The sequence below is a fragment of the Halovenus rubra genome (assembly GCF_026586665.1).
Taxonomy (GTDB): Archaea; Halobacteriota; Halobacteria; order Halobacteriales; family Haloarculaceae; genus Halovenus; species Halovenus rubra.
Window position 1 is genome coordinate 190,684 of sequence record NZ_JAODIY010000004.1, and the last position, 23,488, is coordinate 214,171.

A 23,488-nucleotide genomic window follows, 5' to 3' on the forward strand; every position below is an offset into this window, starting at 1 on the left:
CGAGGGTGTGCCTTGTCGGTAGCTTTCCGAAACGCTTACTCACCTCTCGGCGGCAGAGTACGGTGTGAACGACATACATAGCGACTGGGGAGATTGGATACCTCGGGCAGTTGAGGATGCCGACCCCGATGGCATCCGCCTCTGGTATCTGGGGTGTAACGGGTTCGTACTCAAAAGCTCGGGCGGAACAACGCTGTTTATCGACCCGTATCTTGGAACGGGTGACCCGCCCCGGACAGTACGGATGATACCGGTACCGTTTGACCCATATGACGTAGCGACTGCTGATGCGGTACTTGCCACACACGAGCACAGCGACCACGTCCACGGCCCAAGTCAGGCACCAATACTCGCCGAAACTGGTGCGCAGTTCTACGCACCTGAGGCGAGCCTCGGCGTCACAGATAAGCAGGCATGGACCGACGAGTGGGCAGTCACGTCGGACCAACTGACCAGCGTTGGGACCGGCGACACACTAGAGATCGGGGACCTGACTGTTCACGTCCATGCAGCCAACGATCCTGACGCCGACCAGCCAGTCGCGTACGTCATCGAACACGAGACTGAGACATTTGTTCACGGTGGTGATGCCCGCCCCGGGAAGTTTGAGACTATTGGTGACACCTACGATGTCGATCTGGGTGTCCTCGCGTTTGGCTCTGCGGGAATGATTCCTGATAAGGAAACTCGTGAGCCAAAGCGGACGAAGTGGTACAACGACGAGAACATGCTCATTGAGGCGGCGAACGAATTACAACTCAATCGACTCATTCCTACTCATTGGGATATGTGGAAAGGGCTGACCGCTGACCCATCAGCCGTTGTCAAGCACGCGTGCCGGTTTGAGTATCCGCGTCAGCTCGACATAATTGAAATCGGAGATACGGTCAATCTACCCCGCTAGCTCTGCGATGCACGCAACACGGCGACCGTTATTACCGTCGTGTCAGCTATTTGCTGGCTATTCTCTAGTAAACAGGTTTAATATCGTTGCCATCCCGACCTATTATATATGAGCGATTCACAGACATATCAGGAGCTCACAGTCGCCTCGGACGGGGTGGAAGTCGTCAAACGGTTCGAGGAAGAAGAGTTTCCTGTTCCGGCGATTGCCTTCGAGTTCACGTCCCACCGTGATGAGGAGGTAACTGTTATTCTCTCCGATACCGTCCCAGATAATATCGAGGTAGAGGACCTTGGCTTTCATCCAGAGTATGGGAGCGAACACTGGGTCATCGAAAACGACACCGAAATTGCTTTCGAGCGGGAAATTGGGGCAGAAAAGTCGTACACGACAGTCTACGGAATTCGTGCAACTGGCAGTGATGATGTCGAGCAGTTCCTGACTGAACCAACCATCGAGGAAGTTGAGCCGCCACTCCCCGATGACGAGGACCCTGTCGGAGATGTCATTCCTGAGAGCGATGACGACGTGGTCAAGGAGGCTATCTCCGGAGATGGCGAAATTCCCGGACTCGAGGAACCTGAAGAAGGCGATGACAGTGAAAGTGAGGATATCGCGAAACTCGACCTGAACGATCCGGGTGAGTCAGAAGCCGAACAGACAGAAGCTACAGAGGAGGAGACCACCGATTCGGATGACGACTCATCTGAGGTCACAAGCGGGGGAGCAACTGTCGTCGAACAGATGGCAGCCGAAATCCGAGAGCAGGAAGTCTCGGCTGAAGACGTGAAACTGCTCCGCAAAGCGTTCAAAATGGCTGGTGACGACAACGGAGCCACCGCAGCCAAGGTCGACCAGGTACAGGACGATGTCGCTGATTTGCGGGCGTACACAAGTGCCCTCGAAGAGTTCCTCGACGAGAACGGAACTGGTCAAGAAATCCTGAACGACCTTGAGTCAAAGGTAGAGACGTTCGATTCAGAGCTTTCGACAGTCGAATCTAGCCTCGAAACCAACAGCAAACAGTTAGAGACTGTGACAGAGACAGTCGAAGAATTCCAAGGGGATATTCAGTCTCTGGACGACGATATCGAAACGGTCTCCAATGAAATGGACTCTCTGTCGGGCGAAGTTGATAACGTTACTGACCAAGTTCAGACCATTGACGATAATCTCTCAGAGTTCGAAGAGACGCTTGGGGCCGTCGAATCGGAAATTGAAGAGCTACAAGAGACAGTCTCTGACGAAGACGTGGCAGAACGAGTCGAAGACATCGAAGAAGAAATAAGCAACCTCCAGTCTTGGCAAGAGCAGATCAAGCAGACATTTGGCGGCTAACCTCCATCTGTCCGAGGGCAGTAGCCATACTACTTTTCGGGGTTGTCCGCATTACTGGCCCTCGTCTCTGTGTGTCCGTTGTTTTGTCGGCGTTCCCGTTCGACAGTTGTGACGACGATACCGGCGAGGATAATACTCCCGCCGAGGAGAGTATACCGTGTCGGTATCTCGGCGAGCAACACGAATGCAAGCACCGTCGCTCCAACCGGCTCGCCAAGCATTGACACGGAGACAAGGGTTGATTCGAGGTGTTTGAGCGCCCAGTTGATGACGGTGTGCCCGAGCAGGCCGGGTCCTGTGGCGAGTCCGAGGAAGATAAGCCACTCTCTGGGAGGGTACCCTGTCAGCGAACTCCCTCGCAGGAGCGCGATAACGAACAGACAGACGGTACAGACGCTATAGACCACGACAACGTAGGGGATTAGCGAGACACGCTGGCGGAGTGACCTGCCAGCGAGGACATACCCGGCAGCCATCACTGCACCAAAGAGCGCAAGCCCGTTGCCCAGAAGAGGGTTTGCTCCAACGAGTACGCCGCCAAGTAGGTCCCCAAGCGACATTACAATTACTCCGACGACGGCAACCAGAATACCAAGTATCATCCGGCGGGTGATATGCTCGGCAAGCAACAGCCACGCTCCGACAGCAACAAAAAGCGGCTGAGACTGGACGAGCGTGACGCTGGCTGCGACGCTCGTCCACTCCAGACTTTCGAACCACGAGGCAAAATGGAGCGCTAGCGCTATCCCCGAGAGCGCCGCGAAAGCGAGATCGTTCTTTTCTATCGCCCGAAACTCACCGCGATATCGCCAGAGAGCGACTGGCAACAGCGGGAGCGTCGTGAACAAGACTCGATAAAACGCAGCCACGGTGGAGGGCGCATTGCTAAAGCGAACTAAAAGTGCCCCTGTGCTAATACCGACAATGGCGACGCCGAGACCGATGAGCGGACGGCGTTGCTCAAGCTTTAAGCCCAGAGCGGCTGACACGGCAATAGATCCGGGCCGAGGTTGGATACTGTTTTCGGAAGCGTAGCCGCTGTGAACAACCGTCAGGCGTCACCGTACACCGGAACTGCTGCGCCACTTGTGACACTTGTAGCATCGCTACAAAGCGCAAGGAAGGTGTCGGCGATGTCAGTGGGGTCAACCCACTCAGAGTGGTCTGCATCCGGCATCATCTCACGGTTCATCGGCGTGTCGATGACACTTGGCATTACTGCATTCGCTCGGAGTTCATCGTTTTCGGCTGCAATCGTCTCGGTAAGCAGTCGGACGCCAGCTTTTGTTGCGCGATAGATACCATCGCCCTCGCCACCTTCGAGCGATGACTCTGCCGAGACGCTGACGATAGCGCCGGACTGCTCGTTGATGTGTGGAATCGCGTGCTTTGAGGCGAGGAACATAGTCTTCAGGTTTACGTCGAACAGAAAGTCGAACGTTGAACCCGCTGTCTCATCGATTGAGTCGCCACCGCGCCACGTTCCTGCGATGTTGGCGAGGAAATCTAGCTGGCCGTGGCTGGCGACGATACCTTCGACGGTTTCTTCGACGACACTTTCGTCAGTGAAATCACCGTGATAGAAATCAACTCTCTCGGGTGAGTCGAGCAGGAAATCCTCGTCGTCTGGTGTGACAAGGTCGGCTCCACAGACGACCGCGCCTGCGTCGAGAAACCCTTCCGCGACGGCACTACCGAGCGCGCCGCCGATGCCAGTTACAAGCACGACACTGTCAGGAAAGTCAAACGTTGCTGACATGACTTATACAATGGCCCGAATACGGATAAATTTCGGTTTCAGTGTATACACAACGTCCGACATTGCCGTGACCATTATCGGCTGGCCGAGTGAATTGATTGTATCGAACACGAGAACAGTGGCCTGCAAGAAGATATTCACGTGGCAGTTGCGACTGAAAATGATACTCATAAGACAGCACAGGCAATTGAATTCCACTGGTAACATAACAGTTACCTGCATCATCGAAAAGGGCGATGAGGTCCCCGGTACGACACCCGCTGAACAGGCTGATTGTGTCCGTACTCATCTCTGAGGGTGGTTCTTCGCTCGTGTGCTACCCTGGCCAAGCCTACGCTGTCTTTCATGACGGCCCTGTGAGAAACAGGCCAGATGCGACACTCGATGGTATGTAACTATTTGATATAGACCTGCCAAACAGTTGGGCAGATGTTGCCCGCAAAACAGAAGAGAACGTCGACACTCCTTGTTTTAGATTGCTATCTAATTTGTAGATAGTTTCAACAAAGTGTATATTACAGTTACCTCTTGTTTGTACTGTTGCATGTACCATGCTGCTGTCTGCATGTTTCGTGCTTTTCACTCACATATCGAATATCTGAATTTGATACTGTTAAAAAACACAAATTATAAACATTTGTGATGAGTGTGTGAGAAACAGCTTAGTGACCAGTGTGAACATGATCTTCAACAAGCAGATTGAGTGGTGTGATACACTTGTCGAACAGTTGGAGATGCCGGTATTCGTTCTCAATGACTCGGGTGAATTTGAGTATGTTAGTGAGACACTGTTAGAACACTTCCCTGACGCGAACAACGCTACTGACCCTCCATCACTCGAGCAATGTAACGTAACACAGTTTATCTCAGACAAAGACTTTGATAAATTAGAAGCGATATTCGACACCAAATCAGCCCCAAAGCGTGACTCTGTCACAGTTCAGTTCGAACGATGGAAAGGACAAGACCCAGCGTTTGAAGTGATTGAGTGTGACGGTGTGGCGGTCGGCTGCCAACCGCCTGAGATCACCCGCGAACCGACAGACGATACTGACCAGTTTCTCAAAGCTCTCGAACAGCTACATGAGGTAACAAACAGGCTCTATGCGTCCGATTCAGTTGCCACGGGTCTGGAGATCACAACCGAAGCGGCCGTCGAAACACTCGGATTTGATTGGTGTCTTCTGGCGGAGGCGACAGACGGTGTCTTCAAAATCCGAGAGGTTACGGAAGGCTCTCCGGTAACGGTCGATGATATACTACTCTCAACAACACAGGGCGTTGCTGGTGCTGTCTACCAGAGTGGTGAGTCATGCCTTGTGGGGAACATCGACAACTCTGATATCGCAGCCCCGACACATCCATTCATCTGCTCGACAGTAACCGTGCCAGTCGGTGATTGGGGTATCTTCCAAGCCCTATCAAAAACCGAAAACGCATTCGACGAACACGAGAAACAACTCGCAGAGACGTTAATTGCGCCACTGGCGACAAAAATCGAACAGATCCAACGGAAAGACGCGCTCAGGACGAGTAACGAAGTCAAACAGCGACAACGAACGCAAATCGAAGCACTACATAGTGTGGCGACCGAAATGAAGACCGCGACGACCAGAGCTGAAGTTTACGACATGACCATCGAAGCTGTCGAAGATATTCTAGAGTTCAACTTCTGTGTTATCGACGAGGTCGTTGGTGATTTTCTTGTCCCACAGACTGTCGGGTCGAATATGTCGGACAAAGACTACTACGAACGAATCGCCATCAACAGCTCAGGAAATCTTGGATGCCTGACATACCGCGAAGAGGAACCGTTCGTTGTCGACTCGTTACAGGATGCCGGGTTCGAACCGGCGAACTCGAACTACGCATCGGCGATCAGTCTCCCGCTTGCTGACTGGGGTGTCTTCCAAGTTGTCTCCACGGAGGAAGCCGCCTTCGATGAAGTTGACTGTCGAGTTATAGAACTGCTCACTGAATATGCTGTCGCTGCTATCGACCGCATCGAGCGGGAAACAGAACTTAAGCGGCGTGCAAAAGAGTTTGAGGCACAGATCTCGCGTCTTGATGAGTTCGCGAGCATTGTTTCTCATGACCTTCGGAACCCGTTGAACGTTGCCTCTCTTCGCACACAGCAAGCGATGCGCACCGGAAACACAGACGAACTGGAGACCGTTCTCGACTCCATCGAGCGGATGGATTCAATTATCGAGAACGTCCTGACACTTGCACGACAAGGAAACGCTGCTGAGGAACACGACCCAGTCGCCTTAAGCGACGCCATTTACCAGTGCTGGGAGCTTGTTCCATCCGAGCAAGCGTCGCTTACAGTTACTGGCGACCGAATCATCAAAGCAAACGAAAATCAGCTGTGCCACCTCTTCGAGAATTTGTTCCGTAACGCCGTCGAACATGGCTCTACCGCTCCTGAAGATGGTACTACAAGCGGTGAAACGGAGACAGTCACAATCGAGACTGGCGTACTTTCGGATTCGCGGGGATTTTACGTCGAGGATGACGGCCCAGGAATCGACGACGAAAACAGAGAGAAGGTCTTTGACCGTGGCTATTCCCAATCAAGACAGGGTACCGGTCTTGGCCTCGCTATCGTCGCTGAGGTTGTCGACAGCCACGGTTGGGATATCCGGGTCGGTGAAGGCTCTGCAGGCGGTGCGCGCTTTGAAATAACTGGTGTGGCGATTCCGGACCGTCTGTAGCGGCGAGATAAGACGAGACAGGTAGATTCATAGCCCTGTCTACCCGAGGTAAATACATGAGCTACGAGACGGTGCGAGCGGCGGATCCGGCCGTCGCTGACGCGCTCGCAGCCGAGCGGGACAGACAGAACGACACACTGGCGATGATTGCAAGCGAAAACCACGTCAGTGAGGCGGTTCTCGAAGCCCAGAGTTCGGAACTGACGAACAAGTATGCCGAAGGGTACGCTGGCGAGCGGTACTACGGCGGTTGCGAGCACGCCGATGAGATAGAGAATCTTGCCATCGAGCGGGCGAAAAAGCTATGGGGTGCCGATCACGTCAACGTGCAGCCCCACGCGGGAACACAGGCTAATATGGGTGTTTACCTGGCGATGCTCGAACCCGGTGACAAAATCCTCTCACTGGAGTTAAACCACGGCGGTCACCTCTCTCATGGCCATCCGGCGAACTTTACGGGCCAGACGTACGATGTCGAACAGTACTACGTCGACGAGGATACTGGCTATATTGATTACGATGGTCTCGAAGAGACGGCTCATGAGTTCGAGCCAGATATCATCGTTTCGGGGTATTCGGCATATCCACGGGATGTCGAATGGGAGCGTATTCAGGAGGTTGCCGAGGCCGTCGATGCCTACCACCTTGCCGACATCGCTCACATCACAGGGCTTGTTGGGACTGGCGTTCATTCTTCGCCAGTCGGAATCGCCGACTTTGTCACCGGTAGCACACACAAGACAATCCGTGCCGGTCGTGGCGGTATCATTATGTGCGATGAGGAGTACGCCGATGACATTGATTCCGCAGTGTTCCCCGGCTCACAGGGTGGCCCGCTGATGCACAACATTGCAGGCAAAGCAGTTGGCTTTGGCGAGGCTTTGGAACCCGAATTCGAGGAGTACACCAAGCAGGTCGTCGACAACGCTTCGGCGCTTGGTGAACAGTTGCAAGAACACGGCTTCTCGCTGGTTTCCGGCGGGACCGACAATCACCTCGTACTTGTCGACCTCCGTGAGTCTCACCCCGAGACAACTGGCAAGGAGGCCGAGGAAGCACTCGAAGATGTCGGAATCGTGCTCAATGCGAACACTGTCCCCGGTGAAACGCGGTCGGCATTTAATCCGTCCGGCATTCGTATCGGGACTCCCGCACTTACCACGCGTGGCTTTGAGGAAGAAGCGATCCGAGAAGTGGCGGACCTCATCACACGTATCGTCAACAACCTTGCTGATGAGGATGTAAAGAGCGATGTAAGCGACCGCGTGGATGAACTCACAAACGAGTTCACTCTGTACGAGTAGCGCTGTCCAAATTTTCCAGTCCGGAAACTAGACAGTGGCCTGATACAATAACACACGAATTGGGGGAAGTGGCGCTACCCAGCCCGGTAGTTGGGGGTAGTCCCGGAGTGCCTCTGACAGCACAACATAGTAATACGGCAGATACGCTGTCTCAAATTGGCACTGCCGTATCATGTCATATGGGAAGACGATATATAGACATGATTACTAATATACAACAGTGTCAGCACCAAAGGGGGCTAACTATCTAGACGGAGCGTCATTGTGTCTCAAACAGCGCAGTTAAGAGGCGATACTGTGCTTCTCGAAGGTGATGAGCAACTGTCGGCTGCGAGAGGTCCAGCAACCCGGCCAGTTCTTCGCCAGTCGTTTCACGAGGCGACTGGAAGAAGCCGGTTTCATACGCTTTCAACAACACTTCACGCTGTCTGTCGGTTAACTCCTCGTCGAGTGCACGGCGAACCTCGTTTCCTGAGTCACTCATCGCACCCGTGTCACGTCTTGAATGCAGTTCGGCGTCGGGATATCGATCTCTCACTCTGTCGAGGAACGTCCGCACACGTAGCTCAGTCGGGAGTCTGACTGTCGCCTGAGTCTCTCTCGCTGTTGCGGTGACTGCTTGTGGAACACCGCCACAGTCGAGGAGTTCAGCTCCGACCGGCTCACCTGAAACCGTCGCCCTGAAGATGTCTGTCTCTCCTCGCTGTGTATGGCTCACCGCAGTCACCGAGACGAACTGGTCACCGAGTGCAAGTATCTCCTCGACGGGTGGGTCCGAAAATGAGAATATAAGTTGTCTGTTCTGGGCATCAACGGGTGTCAGCTCCCGATAGCTCACCGGCTCTCCAACGAGAGCAGCGACCTCGTTGAAAAACGTCTCGGTCTGACCGATACGAACTTCGAGTTCCGTTGCTTGCTCCGAGAGGAGGCCACGTCTGGTTTCGATACTGTTGATCCCATATGCAAGTGTTGCCCCGAAATCTTCAGCGACCGCTTTATCAACCTCACTGAACAAGCCTGGTTGTGACGAGTAGAGCGCGACTACGCCATAGACTATTTGACCGTTGACCAGCGGCACAGCAAGCACTGAGTGGTGTCCTCTATCAACAGCCTTGCGCGGCCACCGTTGCTCCCGAATGTGGCTTGTCACGTTCGACACAGTCGTTGTCTCCCCCGTTCTTATTGCCCGGACTGCTGGCTCGTCACTACTCAACTGTAACGATACCGCGTCGAGATACCCCTCTTCGCTCCCTGCCCACACGCGAGGCACCAGTTCGTTTTCTTGTTTCTGAGTCTTTCCAATCCAGGCCAACGAGAAATAGTCGTGCTCAGTGAGTCGCTCACAGAGCCGTTGTTCAAGCTCTGCCCTTGTCTGGGCGTCCCGTACCAGAGTCGTGATGTCTTGACTGACCGAGAGGAGGCTTTCAGTTCGGTCAAGTTGCTCGGTTCGAGACTCCAATGCTTGGTCACGCTCCCGGATATCTGCTTGCCCGGCAACACGGTCCAGTGCCGCCTCGGTTGTTGCAGCAAGTAATCCGACCAGCTGACGCCTTTGTTCGGTGAAAACGCCAGCCTCTGTCGAGGCGGCAACGAAAACGCCGTGTTCTCCAAGCGGGAGAAGCAGCGATGCACGCGCTGACGTCTCCGAGTTCGTAAATCGGTCCATCGTCTGGATATCCGCATAACACTGAGACTCTCCTGTAACGTATGTATGCCAGGTAACCGAATCTCGCTTCGCGGGGCCAAACACCGTCGACTCATCGAGGAAAGACAAGAACTCTTCGGTTCCAGCGACTGGAGACAGCAGATTTGTCTCCTCGTCGAACAGGAACACGCCGATTCCCGGGAAATCAAGCACCTCCATCGCTGTCTCGACAGCCAACTCACTCGCTTCCTCGGGAGACTCTGCTGTGAGGAACTGCTCTGTTGCCCGGTAGAGCGCTGTTAATGTCTCCTCGCGCTCTCGACTTTCGATACCGGCAATAGCATGGCCAACAGTCTTCCCGAGTTCGTCGAGTACAGTCCGAATATGCGAGCCAAACTGCCCGCTCCCGGACGAAAATACGGCGATGACGCCGTACTCAGCTCCTTCGTAGACAACCGGAATAATCCCATACGAATTGATTCCTGCTTCGTTGAGGACCGGAAACCAGTTGATATTTTCCTGGTGATGAAATACCTGTGTGCGATTTGTGTCGAGTGCCTTTCTCACTTGCATCCGTTCCCCTTGTGCCTTCGACTCGGTGGTAAGTGGAGCCACAAGGTGTTTTGCCCCCTTTGTCCAAGCGACTGCGCCAAATTGGCCGGTCCGACCCGTTCTCAGGGCAACAGCATGTTGATACGTACCGGTTGCTGTCAGCTTTTCACAGGTTGCTTCCAGCATCTCGTCGCGGTCATGTGTATCTAACAGTGCCTCATGCACATCGCGAATAAGGCTATTTATCTGGTCAAGCTCTGCGAGTTCGTCTCGCTGTTCTTGGAGTCGCCTTTCGCGAGCCACCCGTTCGGTCACGTCATCAACGGTGATGACTACGGCCTCAAGACACTCACCGTCGAACAGGGGGACTCCATAGACTGTGATGACGGTTTCCTCGCTTGTACCTGGGGGCTCCAGTATATACTGTTCGTTCCGAATCGGCTCCCCAGTGGCCACGATTCGACGGAACGGAAACTCTTGTTCTGATAGCCTTTGTCCGTCTCTATCACGGACTCCCACCTCGTCAAGATGCGAGAGGACTTCCTCAAGCTCTCTGTGTGACGTCCCGAGTATACTCTCTGCTTTTTGATTTGCCTTGGTAACCGTCCCATCCGTATCCAAAACTAAGACACCAACTGGACTGGCTTCGAGGATACGCTCGCTGACATCTCGCTCGGCGGCAAGCTCCTGTTTTTTTGTCTTCCGCTCGGTGATATCGGAGGCAATACCAACGATACGGACTAGCTCGTTGTCCTCACGAATGCCGATTGCACGGCTGTGAACCCAGCGTTGTTCCCCGTCGGGTCGTACGATTCGAAAGGTTAGGTCGAACTCTTCGGGTGTCTTGCGTTGTTGCTCCATCGCTCGACTGACACGCTCGCGATCTTCCGGGTGAACTGTCTCCAAAATTGCGCTCCGATCCTCGTAGAGGGGTTCCGGTGATCGCCCCCACACATCCTCGTACGTACTATTGATATACTGTAGCCCACTCTCGCCGATATCATTGACCCAGACCACTTCGTCGATACTTTCGGTAACCGCACGACTGAGTTGTGGTGACTCTTTGTCCGCTGTCGAGGCTGTGTCTTCCTCTCCGGCAATCGAAAGCGCGGCATCAATTCGCCGGTCCAAGAGTGTTTGTGGCGTGTTGGCGACGTTGGACCGAATAACATCGGTAACTCCCGCATCGAACAGTTCGTCGATGTTGTCACGTCCCTCACCGACGAATGCAACGACAGGCACCTGTCTCGAAATGTCCTGCACTGCGCTCGCAAGCTCGCTCACTTCTTGGGTACTGAGACTCTCAGAGACCAAGATACAATCTGGGAGTTCATCGTTGACCGGCAGTCCGTTACTGGGCCACGCTGCATGCGAGACGGGTAGCGTCGTGTTGACGTGCTTGTCAGAGAGACTCGACAGTTCGTCAGAGCCTGCAGTGACAAACAGTAGCTGGGGTGGTTCGGTCCTCGCGTGCATTGGCAAACTGTTTCATGTTGGACACTCCGTTTCTGGAGCGTGTTTGTGTTATAACAAGTTGGTAGCTACTCATACATAAGTCTGCTACTCTGTTCCACGGTGAGAGAACCAATTCGGGACGTTGAATAGTCACCGCTACGCGAGCCTAGATATGACTGAGATAATCGATGGGAATGCAGTAGCTGAGGGAATCAGAGAGGAGCTTACTTCCTGTGTCGAGTCCCTTGCAAGCGACGATGAACGCCCGACACTAGCGACAGTATTGATGAGTCCCGATCCAGCCAGCGAAACTTACGTCTCGATGAAACAGAACGACTGTGAGGAGATAGGCATCGAGACTCGCGACGTGGAAATCGACCTCGATGCGCCAGCGTCTGACCTCTTCGAGACCATTGACGACCTCAACGCCGACGACGATGTCAACGCAATTCTGGTTCAGTCACCCGTCCCGGACCACATCGATTACCGGGAGGTACTCGAACGAATCGACCCACTGAAAGACGTTGATGCGTTCCATCCCGAAAACGTTGGACGACTCGTTGCTGGCTACCCCCGATACAAACCCTGTACACCACATGGTATCCAACAGTTGCTTGCCGCAACCGACGTGGAGACCGAAGGCAAAGATGCTGTCATCGTCGGGCGCTCACGCATTGTTGGCAAGCCGATGGCGAACCTCTTCATTCAGAAGGCACCCGGTGGCAACGCGACGACGACAGTCTGTCATTCCCGGACTGATGACCTCGCGTCGAAGACACGCGAAGCTGATATCGTGGTCGGTGCCGCTGGCGTCCCCGAACTCATCGACGGTTCGATGCTCACTGAGGGAACAGTCGTTATCGATGTAGGAATCAACCGTGTCGACGCTGACAACGAGAAAGGATACGAGCTAGTCGGCGATGTAGACTTCGAGAGCGCAAAAGAAAAAGCCAGCGCGATTACGCCAGTGCCCGGCGGTGTCGGACCGATGACACGCGCAATGCTACTCTATAATACGGTCAAGGCGACAAGCTTGCAAACCGACATCGACGTTGAACTGCCCTGAAAAAGTCGCTTTCCGAGTTTTAGGAGTCCGTCTCTTGCTCTCTTTTTCCATATCCAGCAACGACAGCAGTAAGGGCCAACACAACAAACACTGCAATCAGCGTGTCGTACTGTTTTGCTAGAACCGCTCCAATGCCCGAGCGAGTGCTGTCTCATCGCTTTCTCGCAGGTACGCACTCACATCGCGAACCGCTCTGAGTAGTTGCTCAGCTTCTTCGGGTTCGACTTCGCCATCAAGGGCCTCGATACGCTTGCGGCGGGAGCGAACCGACGACAGCACGCGGTCTACGTCAGTGTCTCGCTGTTCGTAGACTCGCCCGATGTCTGTCGTGTACATATCGATACTTGCTGCTACACCGAGGCCTCGTTCGGAGTATAGCGTTTCTGGAACGTCTTCTGGGTTTGGCCGCTCATTTTGGTCGGCTAGCTTGAGTAGTTCGAGGAAGTACAACTCCTCGTTGTCCTCGACGCGCATCACGCGCCCAAGCGTAACAGCGACTCGACGTAACTCGGCTGCTGCAACGACTGTCTCTTCGAGTGGTTGTAGCTCTCCGGCCTTGACGAACCCAACCTGTCGGAGGTACGACCGTACCGTCTCAGAAGCCTCATCAGCTAACGTCTCGACAGAAACAGCACTGATGTCGTTTCTGATGGCTGTGAGGTCAAGCGTTACATCGCGTGCTGTATGAGTCGTTGGTTCGTCGAGACTCACGCTTCGGACGCTTCCACAGTTCGGACAGGTAATTTCGTCTGTCTCGTAGTACGACCACTGCGAACCACAGGACTGACACTCGCGCTCACCGCGAACTTCCATACCGACTGTTTACGTATCCAGCCGTTTATACGAGTCGTCTGACCGGCATCCACGTGACTGAGCGAAACCCTGTCTATGTGTGACGAAAATAGAGCGATATCTCAGGTCACTCTGGGTTACTGGCATCCGAAACAAACTGAGTGAGGAACCCAGAAAACGAAATCTGAGTTAGAAGTAGTTGATAGCTTCGGGCAGTTCGAGCTTCATGCCCTTGCGCTCACGAATCTCTTCAATCTGGTCGGGCTGGAGGTTGTCGGCCATGACCTGGAAGCCGGCATTCTCAGTGTTCCAAGAGGCACGACCTTCAGTCGCAGAGCGGATGTCTGAGGAGAAGCCAATCATCTCTTCGACGGGTGCGACACCCTCGACAACCATTAGATCGCCTTCCTGGTACATGTCATCAACACGTCCACGTCGACCCTGGATTTCGCCCGAAGCGGCACCCATGTGCTCGTTGGGAACGTCGATACGGACTTCCTGAATTGGTTCGAGGAGTTTGACTTCCGCATCGATAAGCGCGTTGTGCAGCGACTCACGGACTGCGGGAATAACCTGTGCAGGACCACGGTGGATAGCGTCTTCGTGGAGGCGCGCGTCGTGCAGCGTAATCAGTGCGCCCTCGACAGGCTCTGCGGCGAGGGGTCCGTCGTTGAGGGCCTCTTCGTACCCCTCGATGACAAGTTCCATCGTCTCGTTGAGGTGCTGGATACCTTTCGTGTCGTCGACGATGATGTTTGCACCGTGGATGTGCTCGACATTCTGGGAGGTATCCTTGTCAAGGCCTGCATCTTGAAGCGCTTCACGCCGTTCGAGTTCCGGCATGTCCATCGACGCTTTGCCCTGCTTGAGCGTATCGATAATTCCCTGATCGAGGGGCTTAATCGTCATATAGAAGCGGTTGTGACGATTTGGCGAGATTCCCTCGACTTCCCGACTTGCTTCCTGGGGCTGTTCTCGGAAGACAACAATTGGCTCACCGGTTGTGACCGGAATGCCTTGGTTGCGCTCGATACGCTGTGTGACCACTTCAAGGTGGAGCTCTCCCTGTCCAGAGATAAGGTGCTCACCGGTGTCCTCGTTAATCTCGATGTCGATAGTTGGGTCTTCTTTTGCGACCTGCTGGAGTGTCTCGATTAGCTTGGGCAGGTCGTCCATGTTCTTGGCCTCGACGGACTTGGTGATGACCGGCTCCGAAATGTGCTCGATAGATTCGAACGGCGTCATCTCGGTGCTGGATACCGTCGAGCCGGCGATTGCATCGTTGAGGCCGGTGACGGCAGCAATGTTTCCGGCGGGGACGTGGTCGACTTCCTCGCGTTCGCCACCCATGTAGATACCGACGCTCTGGACGCGGTTCTTGCCTGCGGTCCCAGAGACGTACAGCTCCTGTCCTTTCTCGATTGTTCCGGAGAAAACACGACCCGCGGCGATCTCGCCAGCGTGGGGGTCGATACCGATATCGGTGACCATCAGGACGACTTCACCATCCTCGTTGACCAGTTGCATGTGCTCGGAGACGTCCAGATCGTCATCACCACGCCAGATACGCGGAATACGACGGGGCTGGGCGTCGATTGGGTTGGGGAAGTGCTCACAGACCATGTCGAGGACGACATCGGCCAGCGGCGTTTTCTCGGCGAGTTTTTGGCGCTTATCGGCACGTTCGAGGTCGATAATCTCACCGAAGTCCATTCCGGTACGCTGCATCGAGGGCATCGAAACACCCCATTTGTACAGTGCGGACCCGAACCCGACAGTTCCTTTTTCGACGGAAACCGTCCAGTCATCCTGGATATCGTCCATTTCCTCGGTCATACCACGGATGAGGTCGTTAACTTCGCGGATAACGTCGGTCATCCGTTCTTGCATCTCTTGTGGTCCCTCCTGCAGTTCCGAAATCAGGCGGTCGACCTTGTTGATAAAGAGTGTCGGCTTGACCCCCTCACGCAGTGCCTGTCGCAACACTGTCTCTGTCTGTGGCATTGCGCCCTCAACTGCGTCGACAACGACCAGCGCACCGTCGACTGCGCGCATTGCACGCGTCACGTCGCCCCCGAAGTCGACGTGGCCGGGTGTGTCGATGAGGTTGATGAGGTGATTTGTCTCCTCGTACTCGTGGGTCATCGACACGTTTGCCGCGTCGATGGTGATTCCACGTTCCTGCTCGTCTTCTTCGGTGTCCATGGCGAGTTGTTCGCCAGCGGTGGCGTCGGAAATCATCCCTGCCCCTGCAAGCAGGTTGTCCGTCAGCGTCGTCTTCCCGTGGTCGACGTGTGCCGCAATTGCAATGTTCCGGATGTTCTCCGGTTTATCCATAAGCGTCTCACATTCCTGGACGATCTTCTTTCGTCGGCCCATTATTGTTGTCGACTACCGGTAGCAGGGTCAAAAGGGTAGTGTTTCTCTCCGACGAACTGTATCAGTATCTATGTTATATCGCTACATGGTATACGGTTAGCTACCGACTCACCGTGAGCGGGACTCTTGTTCTCCTCTGTTTGACCATGCCAGTGGTTGTTTCTGTAATAAATGTAATCGCGGTCAGTCCGTATTTTCATACTGTACAACAGTGCCGCGCGCGACGGTTGAGTTTTCTTGGGAGACGGTTGGTACTTAATTTCTGGCCCATCTCTGGGGGCCAAATTGGAACGAAATTTCAATAGTTTCACGCCGGATTTTCCGGAGAATTTGTTTGAATGTTGAAAAAACCACTTTATACACGAGGGAGACCGTTCAGTTGGAATGTCAAACAACGATACGACACGACGCAGGTTTATACAGGTAGCTAGTGGCTCGGCGGCAGTTGCACTTGCAGGCTGTCTCGGCGGTGGTGACGACGATGGCGACTCGATGGATGATTCCGGCGACGATATGAATACAGGGAGTGACGGAATGGACGGTGAAGATGAATCTGCTGGGATGATGACCGATAGTCCCAACCCCACCGACCCCACAGAGGCACCACGGGCCACTGTCGACCGCTTTAGCGAGGAAGCCGGCATGCTAATGGTTCGGACAGAGGAAAACGACTTGCCCGGTCCAGATGAGCCAGTCAACTTCGACCAGGCGCCGTTTATCACACAAGGCCTCGGTCCAGAGGGAGGGATGGTGGAGTACTATAATTTTGACGTAAAATCCACCACACCAGCCCCAATATACGCGCTGTTCCACGAGAACGGCGACCCAGTTGAGGGCCAACTCAACATCATCGACGTTATCCCGGGCGATGAGGGATATAATGACTTCTGGCATGTGAATAAAGTGACCGTGCCCGATGACTACGAGGCAAACGTCCTCACCAGCGTGGACGGGATTACCGAGGCGGGGTACGATGTGGAACCGACTGGTATGATAAAGAACTGCCCGGTCGTCCCAGAAGGCTCGACAGCGTCGAAACACTTTGGCGACGACCACGACGAGGCACCGGTTGTCGACGGGTGGTATGACGGCGAGGTCGTCTCCTATTTCCTCTTTGAAGAGGACTCTTTCATGGCAACTGACGATGGGAGCATGCCACTTTCGCCGATTTATGTCAGCTTCAACACGAATCCTGGACAGGAGGGCGGCGGCCCGGCTTCCGGCTTCATGACCGAGGAGGGTAGTAATCAGACACACAACGTCGTCGCAACGTTGCCTGGCGATGATGGGTACTCGTCGCTGTGGATGGTTAATCCATACGACAACGCTGATTTCGAAGCTGTTTCGGACCTTGACTCAGCTACTGACTCGAACGTCCTTGCGATGGGTGCAGCGACTGTCAACTGTCCCATCGTCTCGACGAACTGACGCGGCTTTCCCGGTATAACTCCGAAAACCGGGCCGACACTCTAGGTAACACCCGATGAACCATACAGCGCACGTCGACGAGCTTGTTGGTGAGACAGATAGCTCCAATACAGATGTCGAAATGTCTTTGACAACACCGTCTCAACAAGCTAAGTCAATGGAGAAGGCTCTGTGGTATCTCTTTGCTGGGAGCCGCGGCGGTGCAAACAGAGTGCGCATCGTCAAAGAGCTGGCAGATCAACCCCGGAACGCGAACGAACTTGCCGATGAATTAGACCTCAACTACAATACGATAGACCACCACCTGGACATGCTAGAAGAACACAACGTCGTCGAGCCAAGCGACCACGATTACGGGAAGCTGTACTTTTTGACTGACCAGTTCGAACAACACAGCGATACCTTCGAAACAATCTCTGAAAAGGTGAGCTAACTATGGCGATGGGTGTCCCAACAATACTAGGAATCGCGCTTACCGTGGTCAACAGCCTCTTGCTTGGGGTCCTCGTCTCTGTCTGGCTCACGAACTATCGCAAGTTCGGCTCGACGATGGTGCTTGGACTGCTTGGATTCAGTGTGGTCCTCCTCGTCGAGAATGTGGTGGGTCTCCTGTTTTTCCTCAGCAGCATGAAGATGCTTTACTCTACGGACCCTCTTGCCGGGCAGGTGGCGCTTGGCATGCGTGTACTGGAACTGCTCGCAATCTCTTTTCTGACGTATGTGTCGCTAAAATAACTGGCACAAATATAATACGCACTCATCCCTTGTCAGTGTGTGTATGGATGTCAAAATAGAAGGGGCAGGCCCTGCTGAACCGTTTCTCGCTGCCGGCTCACTGCTCGAAACGCAGTGTCGTCTCGACCGACCTGTGACGGTTACGGTCGTTGACGATTCAGACGAACGTACTCGTGTTGGACATACGGAGGACGGCCATCGGCTGACTATTTCTCGCCAGGCTGCCACCTCTGCTATCGCACGAGAACTTGCGTTACACGAGTTCGCACACATGCACCACTACGAACGTGGGCACCCATCGCATACACAATCAACCGAAGAAGCAATTTATCTCGGTCTCGCCGGCCAGCAAGTCGAACAGCGAAAGCTCACCCACTGTTATCAGATTGCAAACCATATGAAAGACATCTACGCGGACGACCTTTGGATGGAGGTCGCACCAGCAGACAAACTGGTTGGCTTTCTGGAAGCGAGTCTCGCCAGCTCTCTGGCTGACCGTGACTCGGGGCCACAGGGGTGGGAACGGCTCGCTGCCGGGTCTGACGCAGAAATTACCGCTGTCAACGCCGCGTTCGCTCTTGGGCTAGTTGAGCGTCATAATCTCGCCGACCCCGACCACCAACTGTATGACCTCGCACACGCCGCAGCAGCTGACGCACCGACTATCGAGTTCGAACGGTTCCGAACGCTGTTCAAATCGCTTGCTACTGACCCCGATGAGAGTGAGTACCGGAAGCGACTGGTTGGTATCACACGTGCCTACGCAGGCGGCGAGCAGGCGGCTGACTGACCGGAAATGGCTCACCCGCAGACAGCAAAGAGGTAGTTGTAAGAGGGAGGGACAACTCACCAAAGATATGGATGTGACTGAAGCAAGCGAGGTGACTGAAGAGGTCATCGACGAGATTCTCGAAGCGGTTATCGGCAACCGAGAGTTTATGGAGACAGTCATGGTCGGTGTCCTCTCACGAGGCCACGTGCTGCTGGAAGATGTTCCGGGGACCGGGAAAACGCTAACGGCGAGTGCACTCGCCACGGCGCTTGGTCTTGACTTTTCACGCATCCAGTTCACCCCGGACCTCCTGCCAGCTGACGTGACCGGCACACACGTCTTTAACGAGCGTGACCGGTCATTTGAGTTCTCTGAAGGCCCGATTTTCGCCAATGTTGTCCTCGCAGATGAGATTAATCGTGCCCCGCCAAAGACACAGGCAGCCCTCCTTGAAGCGATGCAGGAACGACAGGTTACCGTCGACGGTGACACACACGACTTACCGGAGCCGTTTTTCGTGATTGCAACGCAAAACCCCGTCGAGCAGGAGGGTACATTCGAGTTACCCGAAGCACAGGTCGATCGTTTCCAAATAAAGTCGTCGCTGGGCTACCCCGAAGAAGAAGGCGAGTTTGAACTGCTACGGCGACGTGCTAACCGTGACGTCCAGACCCCGTCAGTCGGCTCGATGCTCGACCAAGAGTCGGTCCGTGAGCTAAGACAGGTCGCTGAGATGGTTCATACAGACGAAGATGTGCTCCAGTATATCGCCAAAGTTGGACGGGCGACACGAAACCACCCGAACGTCGATGTCGGTGTCTCTCCACGCGGGACACAGAAGTTGTTCGAATCTGCACGGGCCCACGCCGTCATCGATGGACGTGATTTCGTCAGACCCAACGACGTCAAACGTGTTGTCGAACCTGTCCTTGCTCACAGGTTGGTTCTCAAACCTGAGGCCACAATTGAAGGGGTTGAACGACGATCTATCGTCCGTGATGTGATGGACCAGATTCCTGTTCCGACGGTCAAAATCGAAAACTGACGCCGTTACACGACATCGCCAACGTCATCCCGCAGAACCAGCGCTGAGATAAACAACACGCCAGCGAGCAATAGCAGGACCACCACGCCACTCGGCTGTTGTCCCGGCGCGACGAGGAAAATAACTGTTCCGAGAATGGCCGTCAGGGCCGACACTGTGACCGTGAGTCCGATGTGTCTGAGTTCCGCATCGGTCGTTGTTCCACTTCGTCCGATTTGCGTGCCCAACTGCACAGCGTACCGACCTGCGTCGAACACAACCACCATCGCAGCCCCGGTGACGACAACAGCAACTGGAGAACTGCCGCTCAATCCTGCGCCGACGAGCGCAACGAACAACACACCAGACCCGAGAGTGACGACTTTCTGTCGTCCTTTGACGACGCCAGCAACTACCACGGCTGCGCCGGCACCGGCACCAAGGGCCATATAGAGTGTCGAAAGTGCGAGTGCGGCAATCGCCACAAGTGACCCACCGAAGATGGTGGCTGTCGCGATGCTTGGTGGTTCGTACTCGAACTCGACCCATTCAGTATCGACTGTCTTGTCGTCTGTCTGTGCGTCGCTCATTTTGACCACCCGTGCATCGTCTGTGCGACAGTTGTCTCAAGCGGTGTGTCGGTATCCCAGTCGATGACTGGAATTCCATATCCGTGAATCCGGCTGACGCGTTGCTGTCGTTCGAGTGTGGCGACGATACCGCCTCTGGTGTCCATCTCTGCCGGATTCGGTGAGAGTACAGTCACTTCGTGCCCGTCCGATTCTAGCATCTGTAGCGGTAACTCAACGCGGTCGTCGACGAGTGGCGTACATATAATCACCTGTGTCGGCTCGGTTAACCGCTGAAGTAACTCAAGTGTTCGAAGTCTCGTCGGATACTCCTCGTCCGGCGGTGTCGACGAGAAGACAGGGTTACACGAGAGTGCGTCTAACGCTCTGTTGCGGTGGTTCGTCCCATCACTCGGCGCGAGCCAGAACGGTGGACCAAGTGTCGCGAGACCGACTTGGTGGTCTTCATCAAGCAGCGTGACCAGCGCTCTTCCAGCGGCTTCGATTCCGCGCTCAACGACATGGTTGTCTTCTGGGTCAGTTCGGACGTACGCGTCTTTTCGAACATCCACGAGAATAACGACCGATGCGGAACGCTCCGTTCTGAACTGAAGAGTCGCGAGTTGCTTGCTTGAAGCGTACTGGTTCCAGTCGATTCGCTTGAGGGGGTCGCCGGTTCGGTACTCCCGGACAGCAAAGAACTCAAGTCCTTCTCCGGGCTGTTCAGTTGAGAGTCGACCGGCATACGGCGTCGTCACTGACCTGAGAACTGGGACTTGTAGCGGTGACGGGTTGCGCCGGCAGTCAAGTCGTTGGTGGACTCCCAGTTTGTACTCGTGTTCTGTGGCTCCTACTGCATCACTCAGAATAAGGTAGATGTCCTCGAACTTGTGGGTTCCACCCTCTGCCTTGATATCGTAGGAGAACGTACACTCTTCGCCGGGAGCAAGTCTGGTTGCGAGACGTGGAGTTCCATTACTCACTCGGAGTTCGTCGGGTACACCTGCAATAAATCGACAGTCGGGTAATGACCGCTCGCCGACGTTTTTTATTGTGGTTTCAACCGTAACAGTCTCGCCGGGGTCGGGGTCTACGGGCGAGAGCGACCGGCTGACTGTCACCTCGGGGTTTGGCACTGATGACAGTTGCCGAACAGTAAGCATTCCAACAGCCATAACACAGACGAGTAACAGTGCTGGCACTCTGGCGAGGATACTTACACCAGCAGCGAGGATGGCTCCACCGCCGACGACTTTCCAGCGACCGGTACTGTGGGAGGCAATATGACGAACTCTTGGTGATTGATTTATAGTTTCGTTCTCGTTTTCACCGTCCGAGAGTTCTGTTCTCTCTTTTTGTTCTGTTCGATGCTGTGTTGTGCTCATTGTGGCCCACCTGCGTCCTGTGTCTCAACACCTGTTTGCTGGCCGTCTTTATCGAGTGACTCTGGCCTTGTCACAGCCTCGTCGGGGAGAAGTTGCTCGCCGCGTTCGATTGTTCCCAGCTCGTCAATCACGTGTCGTGCCTGTTGTCCAACGTTGGACCGTATTGATGCGGCCCGCGGCCCGCCATCGTTTTCGTTCCTTGTTGCGTTGAAAAACGCCGTAGCCTTGGGGTCTTGGGACCAGGTACCTGTCTCTATCAGCTCAACTGCCACTTCATTGGTCAGGTTATACCGCTCTGCAAGCGTCTGGACTGCGAGCGTGTGGAGGTGTGTCGATACCTCCTCTCGTGTGTCTTTCCAGAACGTGACCGCGTCTGGACGAACTGGGGTTCCCGAGAGCACATCCAGTTGTTCTTCAATACTCTCACCGGGTGAAGAAAGCTCTGCCCGCGTTTCTGGCATTGGGGGAGTAGCCTGTGTTTGTTCCCTGCCGGGCCACACGTACACCACTCCGAGAGCGATGACGACCAATCCAATAATATATACGAGCTGTCGACTGAGTGGTATCTCTCCGCTTACTGGCGAAAGCAAAATCACAGCGGCTAAAGTGAACAACACCACGGCGGTGACTGTTCGTTTCAGCGCCATTTCTCTCCCTCCTGGTCTTCATCCGGCGATTCTTCCGGGCCTGCGTGCTCTCGCTCGATTCGTCGGAGCGCGTCCTCTGCTCGCTTCTCGTGGTCGCTAGTGATAGATGTTGTCCCGTATCGGGTAGTTTCGAACAGTTCGGTAAGCTCTTGGACGTCATCAGCGTTGAGTCCGGCTGCCAGGGCAGCGTCAGCGAACTCTTGGGGTGTGCTCGTCTCAGGATGGTCAACATCGAGCACCTCTGTCATCTTCGCCCATGCTCTATAGATACCGTTTGTATCGGCCGACACATGCTCTATCTCGTCGGCTGCCTCTCCCGCGGCAGCAGCGATATCCGAGACCTGTGTTGGATGGTCGTCAGCCACCTCGTCGGAATCACGACGTTGGACGTAGAACGCCCCCGCTAACAAGACCGTTACAATTACGAGAAAGGTACCAACTATCTGTAGCCGACTCGTGAGTGACCCTTCGCCCTCTCCGGAACCGAATGCATTGTTAAACGATGTACCGTTCTGGACAACTGTGCCGTTTTCCTGTACTGCAGCGGTTGCTTGCTGCCCAGGCTGTGCACAGCCAATAAACCCGAATAACCCGGTCATGAGGAGGACTGCTGGAATTGCTAACACAGGGAGGACGACGATACCGGCCATTACCGACCCCTCGTGAATGCCGACAAGTGCTGACAGGGCAAGGACAGTCGCAAGAAGAATCACACCAAGCGATGTCGAATCCCATCCGCTGATACATTGTGTGTCCCCCTGCGCTGCCTGTTGCTGGCCTGATTGTGCCTCGGAACGTGGAGGACTGTCGCCAGTCGTACTATTTGTCTCAGCGGTATCTCCGTCGCCGAAGAACCCGTTACCGCCATTACTATCGGCGGGCTGTGACAACGACGCGGCTCCAATTCCGACGGCCACAATACAGAGGAGGGCAATTGCGACAGGAACCAATCTGTCTCTCATTAATTGAATTGCTCTCAATTGCACATCATCACATATAGTAGCGATGGTTTACTCT

General features: G+C 54.5%; 19 protein-coding genes. 10 read left to right on the forward strand and 9 right to left on the reverse strand.

Annotated elements, in window-relative coordinates; genetic code table 11:
* Positions 1–64 precede the first annotated feature (64 nt).
* Positions 65–904: an MBL fold metallo-hydrolase gene (locus N5098_RS03250; RefSeq protein ID WP_267636262.1), complete on the forward strand. Its 840-nt coding sequence runs from the start codon at positions 65–67 to the stop codon at positions 902–904.
* A gap of 108 nt (positions 905–1,012) precedes the next feature.
* Complete coding sequence (locus N5098_RS03255) at positions 1,013–2,242, forward strand: coiled-coil domain-containing protein (protein ID WP_267636263.1); 1,230 nt, start codon at positions 1,013–1,015, stop codon at positions 2,240–2,242.
* Positions 2,243–2,271: 29 nt separating this feature from the next.
* On the opposite strand, the gene N5098_RS03260 is transcribed toward N5098_RS03255, so the two are convergent.
* Together N5098_RS03260 and N5098_RS03265 are read right to left on the reverse strand one after the other, a co-directional pair.
* Positions 2,272–3,219 (reverse strand): DMT family transporter, encoded by a 948-nt coding sequence (locus tag N5098_RS03260; protein ID WP_267636521.1) that lies wholly within the window; start codon positions 3,217–3,219, stop codon positions 2,272–2,274.
* A 74-nt stretch (positions 3,220–3,293) separates the two neighbouring features.
* Entirely contained in the window at positions 3,294–4,001 is a 708-nt protein-coding gene (locus tag N5098_RS03265; protein ID WP_267636264.1) for an SDR family oxidoreductase, read from the reverse strand.
* Between the two features lie 665 nt (positions 4,002–4,666).
* On the opposite strand from N5098_RS03265, the gene N5098_RS03270 reads away from it, so the two are divergent.
* Positions 4,667–6,718 carry a GAF domain-containing sensor histidine kinase gene (locus tag N5098_RS03270; protein WP_267636265.1) on the forward strand — a complete coding sequence of 684 codons (2,052 nt, stop codon included), beginning with the start codon at positions 4,667–4,669 and terminating at the stop codon, positions 6,716–6,718.
* A 56-nt stretch (positions 6,719–6,774) separates the two neighbouring features.
* A complete protein-coding gene (glyA, locus tag N5098_RS03275) occupies positions 6,775–8,022 on the forward strand; it encodes a serine hydroxymethyltransferase (protein ID WP_267636266.1) in 1,248 nt (415 codons plus the stop codon).
* Between the two features lie 259 nt (positions 8,023–8,281).
* Here the strand turns inward: glyA and N5098_RS03280 are convergent, their stop codons facing one another.
* On the reverse strand, positions 8,282–11,695 hold the full coding sequence (locus N5098_RS03280; protein ID WP_267636267.1) for a GAF domain-containing protein: 3,414 nt from the start codon (positions 11,693–11,695) through the stop codon (positions 8,282–8,284).
* A gap of 151 nt (positions 11,696–11,846) precedes the next feature.
* On the opposite strand from N5098_RS03280, the gene N5098_RS03285 reads away from it, so the two are divergent.
* Positions 11,847–12,740: a bifunctional methylenetetrahydrofolate dehydrogenase/methenyltetrahydrofolate cyclohydrolase gene (locus N5098_RS03285; RefSeq protein ID WP_267636268.1), complete on the forward strand. Its 894-nt coding sequence runs from the start codon at positions 11,847–11,849 to the stop codon at positions 12,738–12,740.
* Between the two features lie 117 nt (positions 12,741–12,857).
* Here N5098_RS03285 and N5098_RS03290 read toward each other — a convergent pair whose 3' ends face one another.
* Both N5098_RS03290 and N5098_RS03295 read right to left on the reverse strand, forming a co-directional pair.
* Entirely contained in the window at positions 12,858–13,553 is a 696-nt protein-coding gene (locus tag N5098_RS03290; RefSeq protein ID WP_267636269.1) for a TFIIB-type zinc ribbon-containing protein, read from the reverse strand.
* 168 nt (positions 13,554–13,721) lie between these two features.
* The gene (locus N5098_RS03295) at positions 13,722–15,911 is read right to left on the reverse strand and encodes an elongation factor EF-2 (RefSeq protein WP_267636270.1); all 2,190 of its coding nucleotides are present in this window, start codon (positions 15,909–15,911) and stop codon (positions 13,722–13,724) included.
* A gap of 384 nt (positions 15,912–16,295) precedes the next feature.
* On the opposite strand from N5098_RS03295, the gene N5098_RS03300 reads away from it, so the two are divergent.
* The 5 genes from N5098_RS03300 to N5098_RS03320 all read left to right on the forward strand — a co-directional run bounded on the left by N5098_RS03300 (position 16,296) and on the right by N5098_RS03320 (position 19,891).
* Positions 16,296–17,339, forward strand: a complete 1,044-nt coding sequence (locus N5098_RS03300) for a hypothetical protein (protein ID WP_267636271.1) — start codon at positions 16,296–16,298, stop codon at positions 17,337–17,339.
* Between the two features lie 157 nt (positions 17,340–17,496).
* The gene (locus N5098_RS03305; RefSeq protein ID WP_267636272.1) at positions 17,497–17,772 is read left to right on the forward strand and encodes an ArsR/SmtB family transcription factor; all 276 of its coding nucleotides are present in this window, start codon (positions 17,497–17,499) and stop codon (positions 17,770–17,772) included.
* Positions 17,773–17,780: 8 nt separating this feature from the next.
* On the forward strand, positions 17,781–18,074 hold the full coding sequence (locus N5098_RS03310) for a DUF8036 family membrane protein (protein WP_267636273.1): 294 nt from the start codon (positions 17,781–17,783) through the stop codon (positions 18,072–18,074).
* Positions 18,075–18,117: 43 nt separating this feature from the next.
* Positions 18,118–18,864, forward strand: a complete 747-nt coding sequence (locus N5098_RS03315; protein ID WP_267636274.1) for a DUF5781 family protein — start codon at positions 18,118–18,120, stop codon at positions 18,862–18,864.
* A gap of 67 nt (positions 18,865–18,931) precedes the next feature.
* Positions 18,932–19,891: an AAA family ATPase gene (locus N5098_RS03320; RefSeq protein WP_267636275.1), complete on the forward strand. Its 960-nt coding sequence runs from the start codon at positions 18,932–18,934 to the stop codon at positions 19,889–19,891.
* A gap of 5 nt (positions 19,892–19,896) precedes the next feature.
* Here N5098_RS03320 and N5098_RS03325 read toward each other — a convergent pair whose 3' ends face one another.
* Genes N5098_RS03325 through N5098_RS03340 form a run of 4 tightly spaced genes read right to left on the reverse strand, consistent with a single transcriptional unit; the run spans position 19,897 to position 23,433 of the window.
* Positions 19,897–20,460 (reverse strand): DUF7519 family protein, encoded by a 564-nt coding sequence (locus N5098_RS03325; protein ID WP_267636276.1) that lies wholly within the window; start codon positions 20,458–20,460, stop codon positions 19,897–19,899.
* Complete coding sequence (locus N5098_RS03330; protein ID WP_267636277.1) at positions 20,457–21,824, reverse strand: DUF58 domain-containing protein; 1,368 nt, start codon at positions 21,822–21,824, stop codon at positions 20,457–20,459. Before N5098_RS03330 ends, N5098_RS03325 begins: the two co-directional genes overlap by 4 nt.
* On the reverse strand, positions 21,821–22,471 hold the full coding sequence (locus N5098_RS03335; protein ID WP_267636278.1) for a DUF7269 family protein: 651 nt from the start codon (positions 22,469–22,471) through the stop codon (positions 21,821–21,823). The genes N5098_RS03330 and N5098_RS03335 overlap by 4 nt, the downstream gene beginning before the upstream one ends.
* On the reverse strand, positions 22,462–23,433 hold the full coding sequence (locus tag N5098_RS03340) for a DUF4129 domain-containing protein (protein ID WP_267636279.1): 972 nt from the start codon (positions 23,431–23,433) through the stop codon (positions 22,462–22,464). Before N5098_RS03340 ends, N5098_RS03335 begins: the two co-directional genes overlap by 10 nt.
* Between the last annotated feature and the right edge of the window lie 55 nt (positions 23,434–23,488).

Bases quoted from the DNA above. Each gene is read 5' to 3' on its own strand.
- N5098_RS03255 (WP_267636263.1), top strand. From the start codon at position 1,013: ATGAGCGATTCACAGACATATCAGGAGCTCACAGTCGCCTCGGACGGG.
- N5098_RS03265 (WP_267636264.1), bottom strand. From the start codon at position 4,001: ATGTCAGCAACGTTTGACTTTCCTGACAGTGTCGTGCTTGTAACTGGC.
- glyA (WP_267636266.1), top strand. From the start codon at position 6,775: ATGAGCTACGAGACGGTGCGAGCGGCGGATCCGGCCGTCGCTGACGCG.
- N5098_RS03280 (WP_267636267.1), bottom strand. From the start codon at position 11,695: ATGCACGCGAGGACCGAACCACCCCAGCTACTGTTTGTCACTGCAGGC.
- N5098_RS03285 (WP_267636268.1), top strand. From the start codon at position 11,847: ATGACTGAGATAATCGATGGGAATGCAGTAGCTGAGGGAATCAGAGAG.
- N5098_RS03290 (WP_267636269.1), bottom strand. From the start codon at position 13,553: ATGGAAGTTCGCGGTGAGCGCGAGTGTCAGTCCTGTGGTTCGCAGTGG.
- N5098_RS03295 (WP_267636270.1), bottom strand. From the start codon at position 15,911: ATGGGCCGACGAAAGAAGATCGTCCAGGAATGTGAGACGCTTATGGAT.
- N5098_RS03300 (WP_267636271.1), top strand. From the start codon at position 16,296: ATGTCAAACAACGATACGACACGACGCAGGTTTATACAGGTAGCTAGT.
- N5098_RS03305 (WP_267636272.1), top strand. From the start codon at position 17,497: ATGGAGAAGGCTCTGTGGTATCTCTTTGCTGGGAGCCGCGGCGGTGCA.
- N5098_RS03310 (WP_267636273.1), top strand. From the start codon at position 17,781: ATGGGTGTCCCAACAATACTAGGAATCGCGCTTACCGTGGTCAACAGC.
- N5098_RS03315 (WP_267636274.1), top strand. From the start codon at position 18,118: ATGGATGTCAAAATAGAAGGGGCAGGCCCTGCTGAACCGTTTCTCGCT.
- N5098_RS03320 (WP_267636275.1), top strand. From the start codon at position 18,932: ATGGATGTGACTGAAGCAAGCGAGGTGACTGAAGAGGTCATCGACGAG.
- N5098_RS03325 (WP_267636276.1), bottom strand. From the start codon at position 20,460: ATGAGCGACGCACAGACAGACGACAAGACAGTCGATACTGAATGGGTC.
- N5098_RS03330 (WP_267636277.1), bottom strand. From the start codon at position 21,824: ATGAGCACAACACAGCATCGAACAGAACAAAAAGAGAGAACAGAACTC.
- N5098_RS03335 (WP_267636278.1), bottom strand. From the start codon at position 22,471: ATGGCGCTGAAACGAACAGTCACCGCCGTGGTGTTGTTCACTTTAGCC.
- N5098_RS03340 (WP_267636279.1), bottom strand. From the start codon at position 23,433: ATGAGAGACAGATTGGTTCCTGTCGCAATTGCCCTCCTCTGTATTGTG.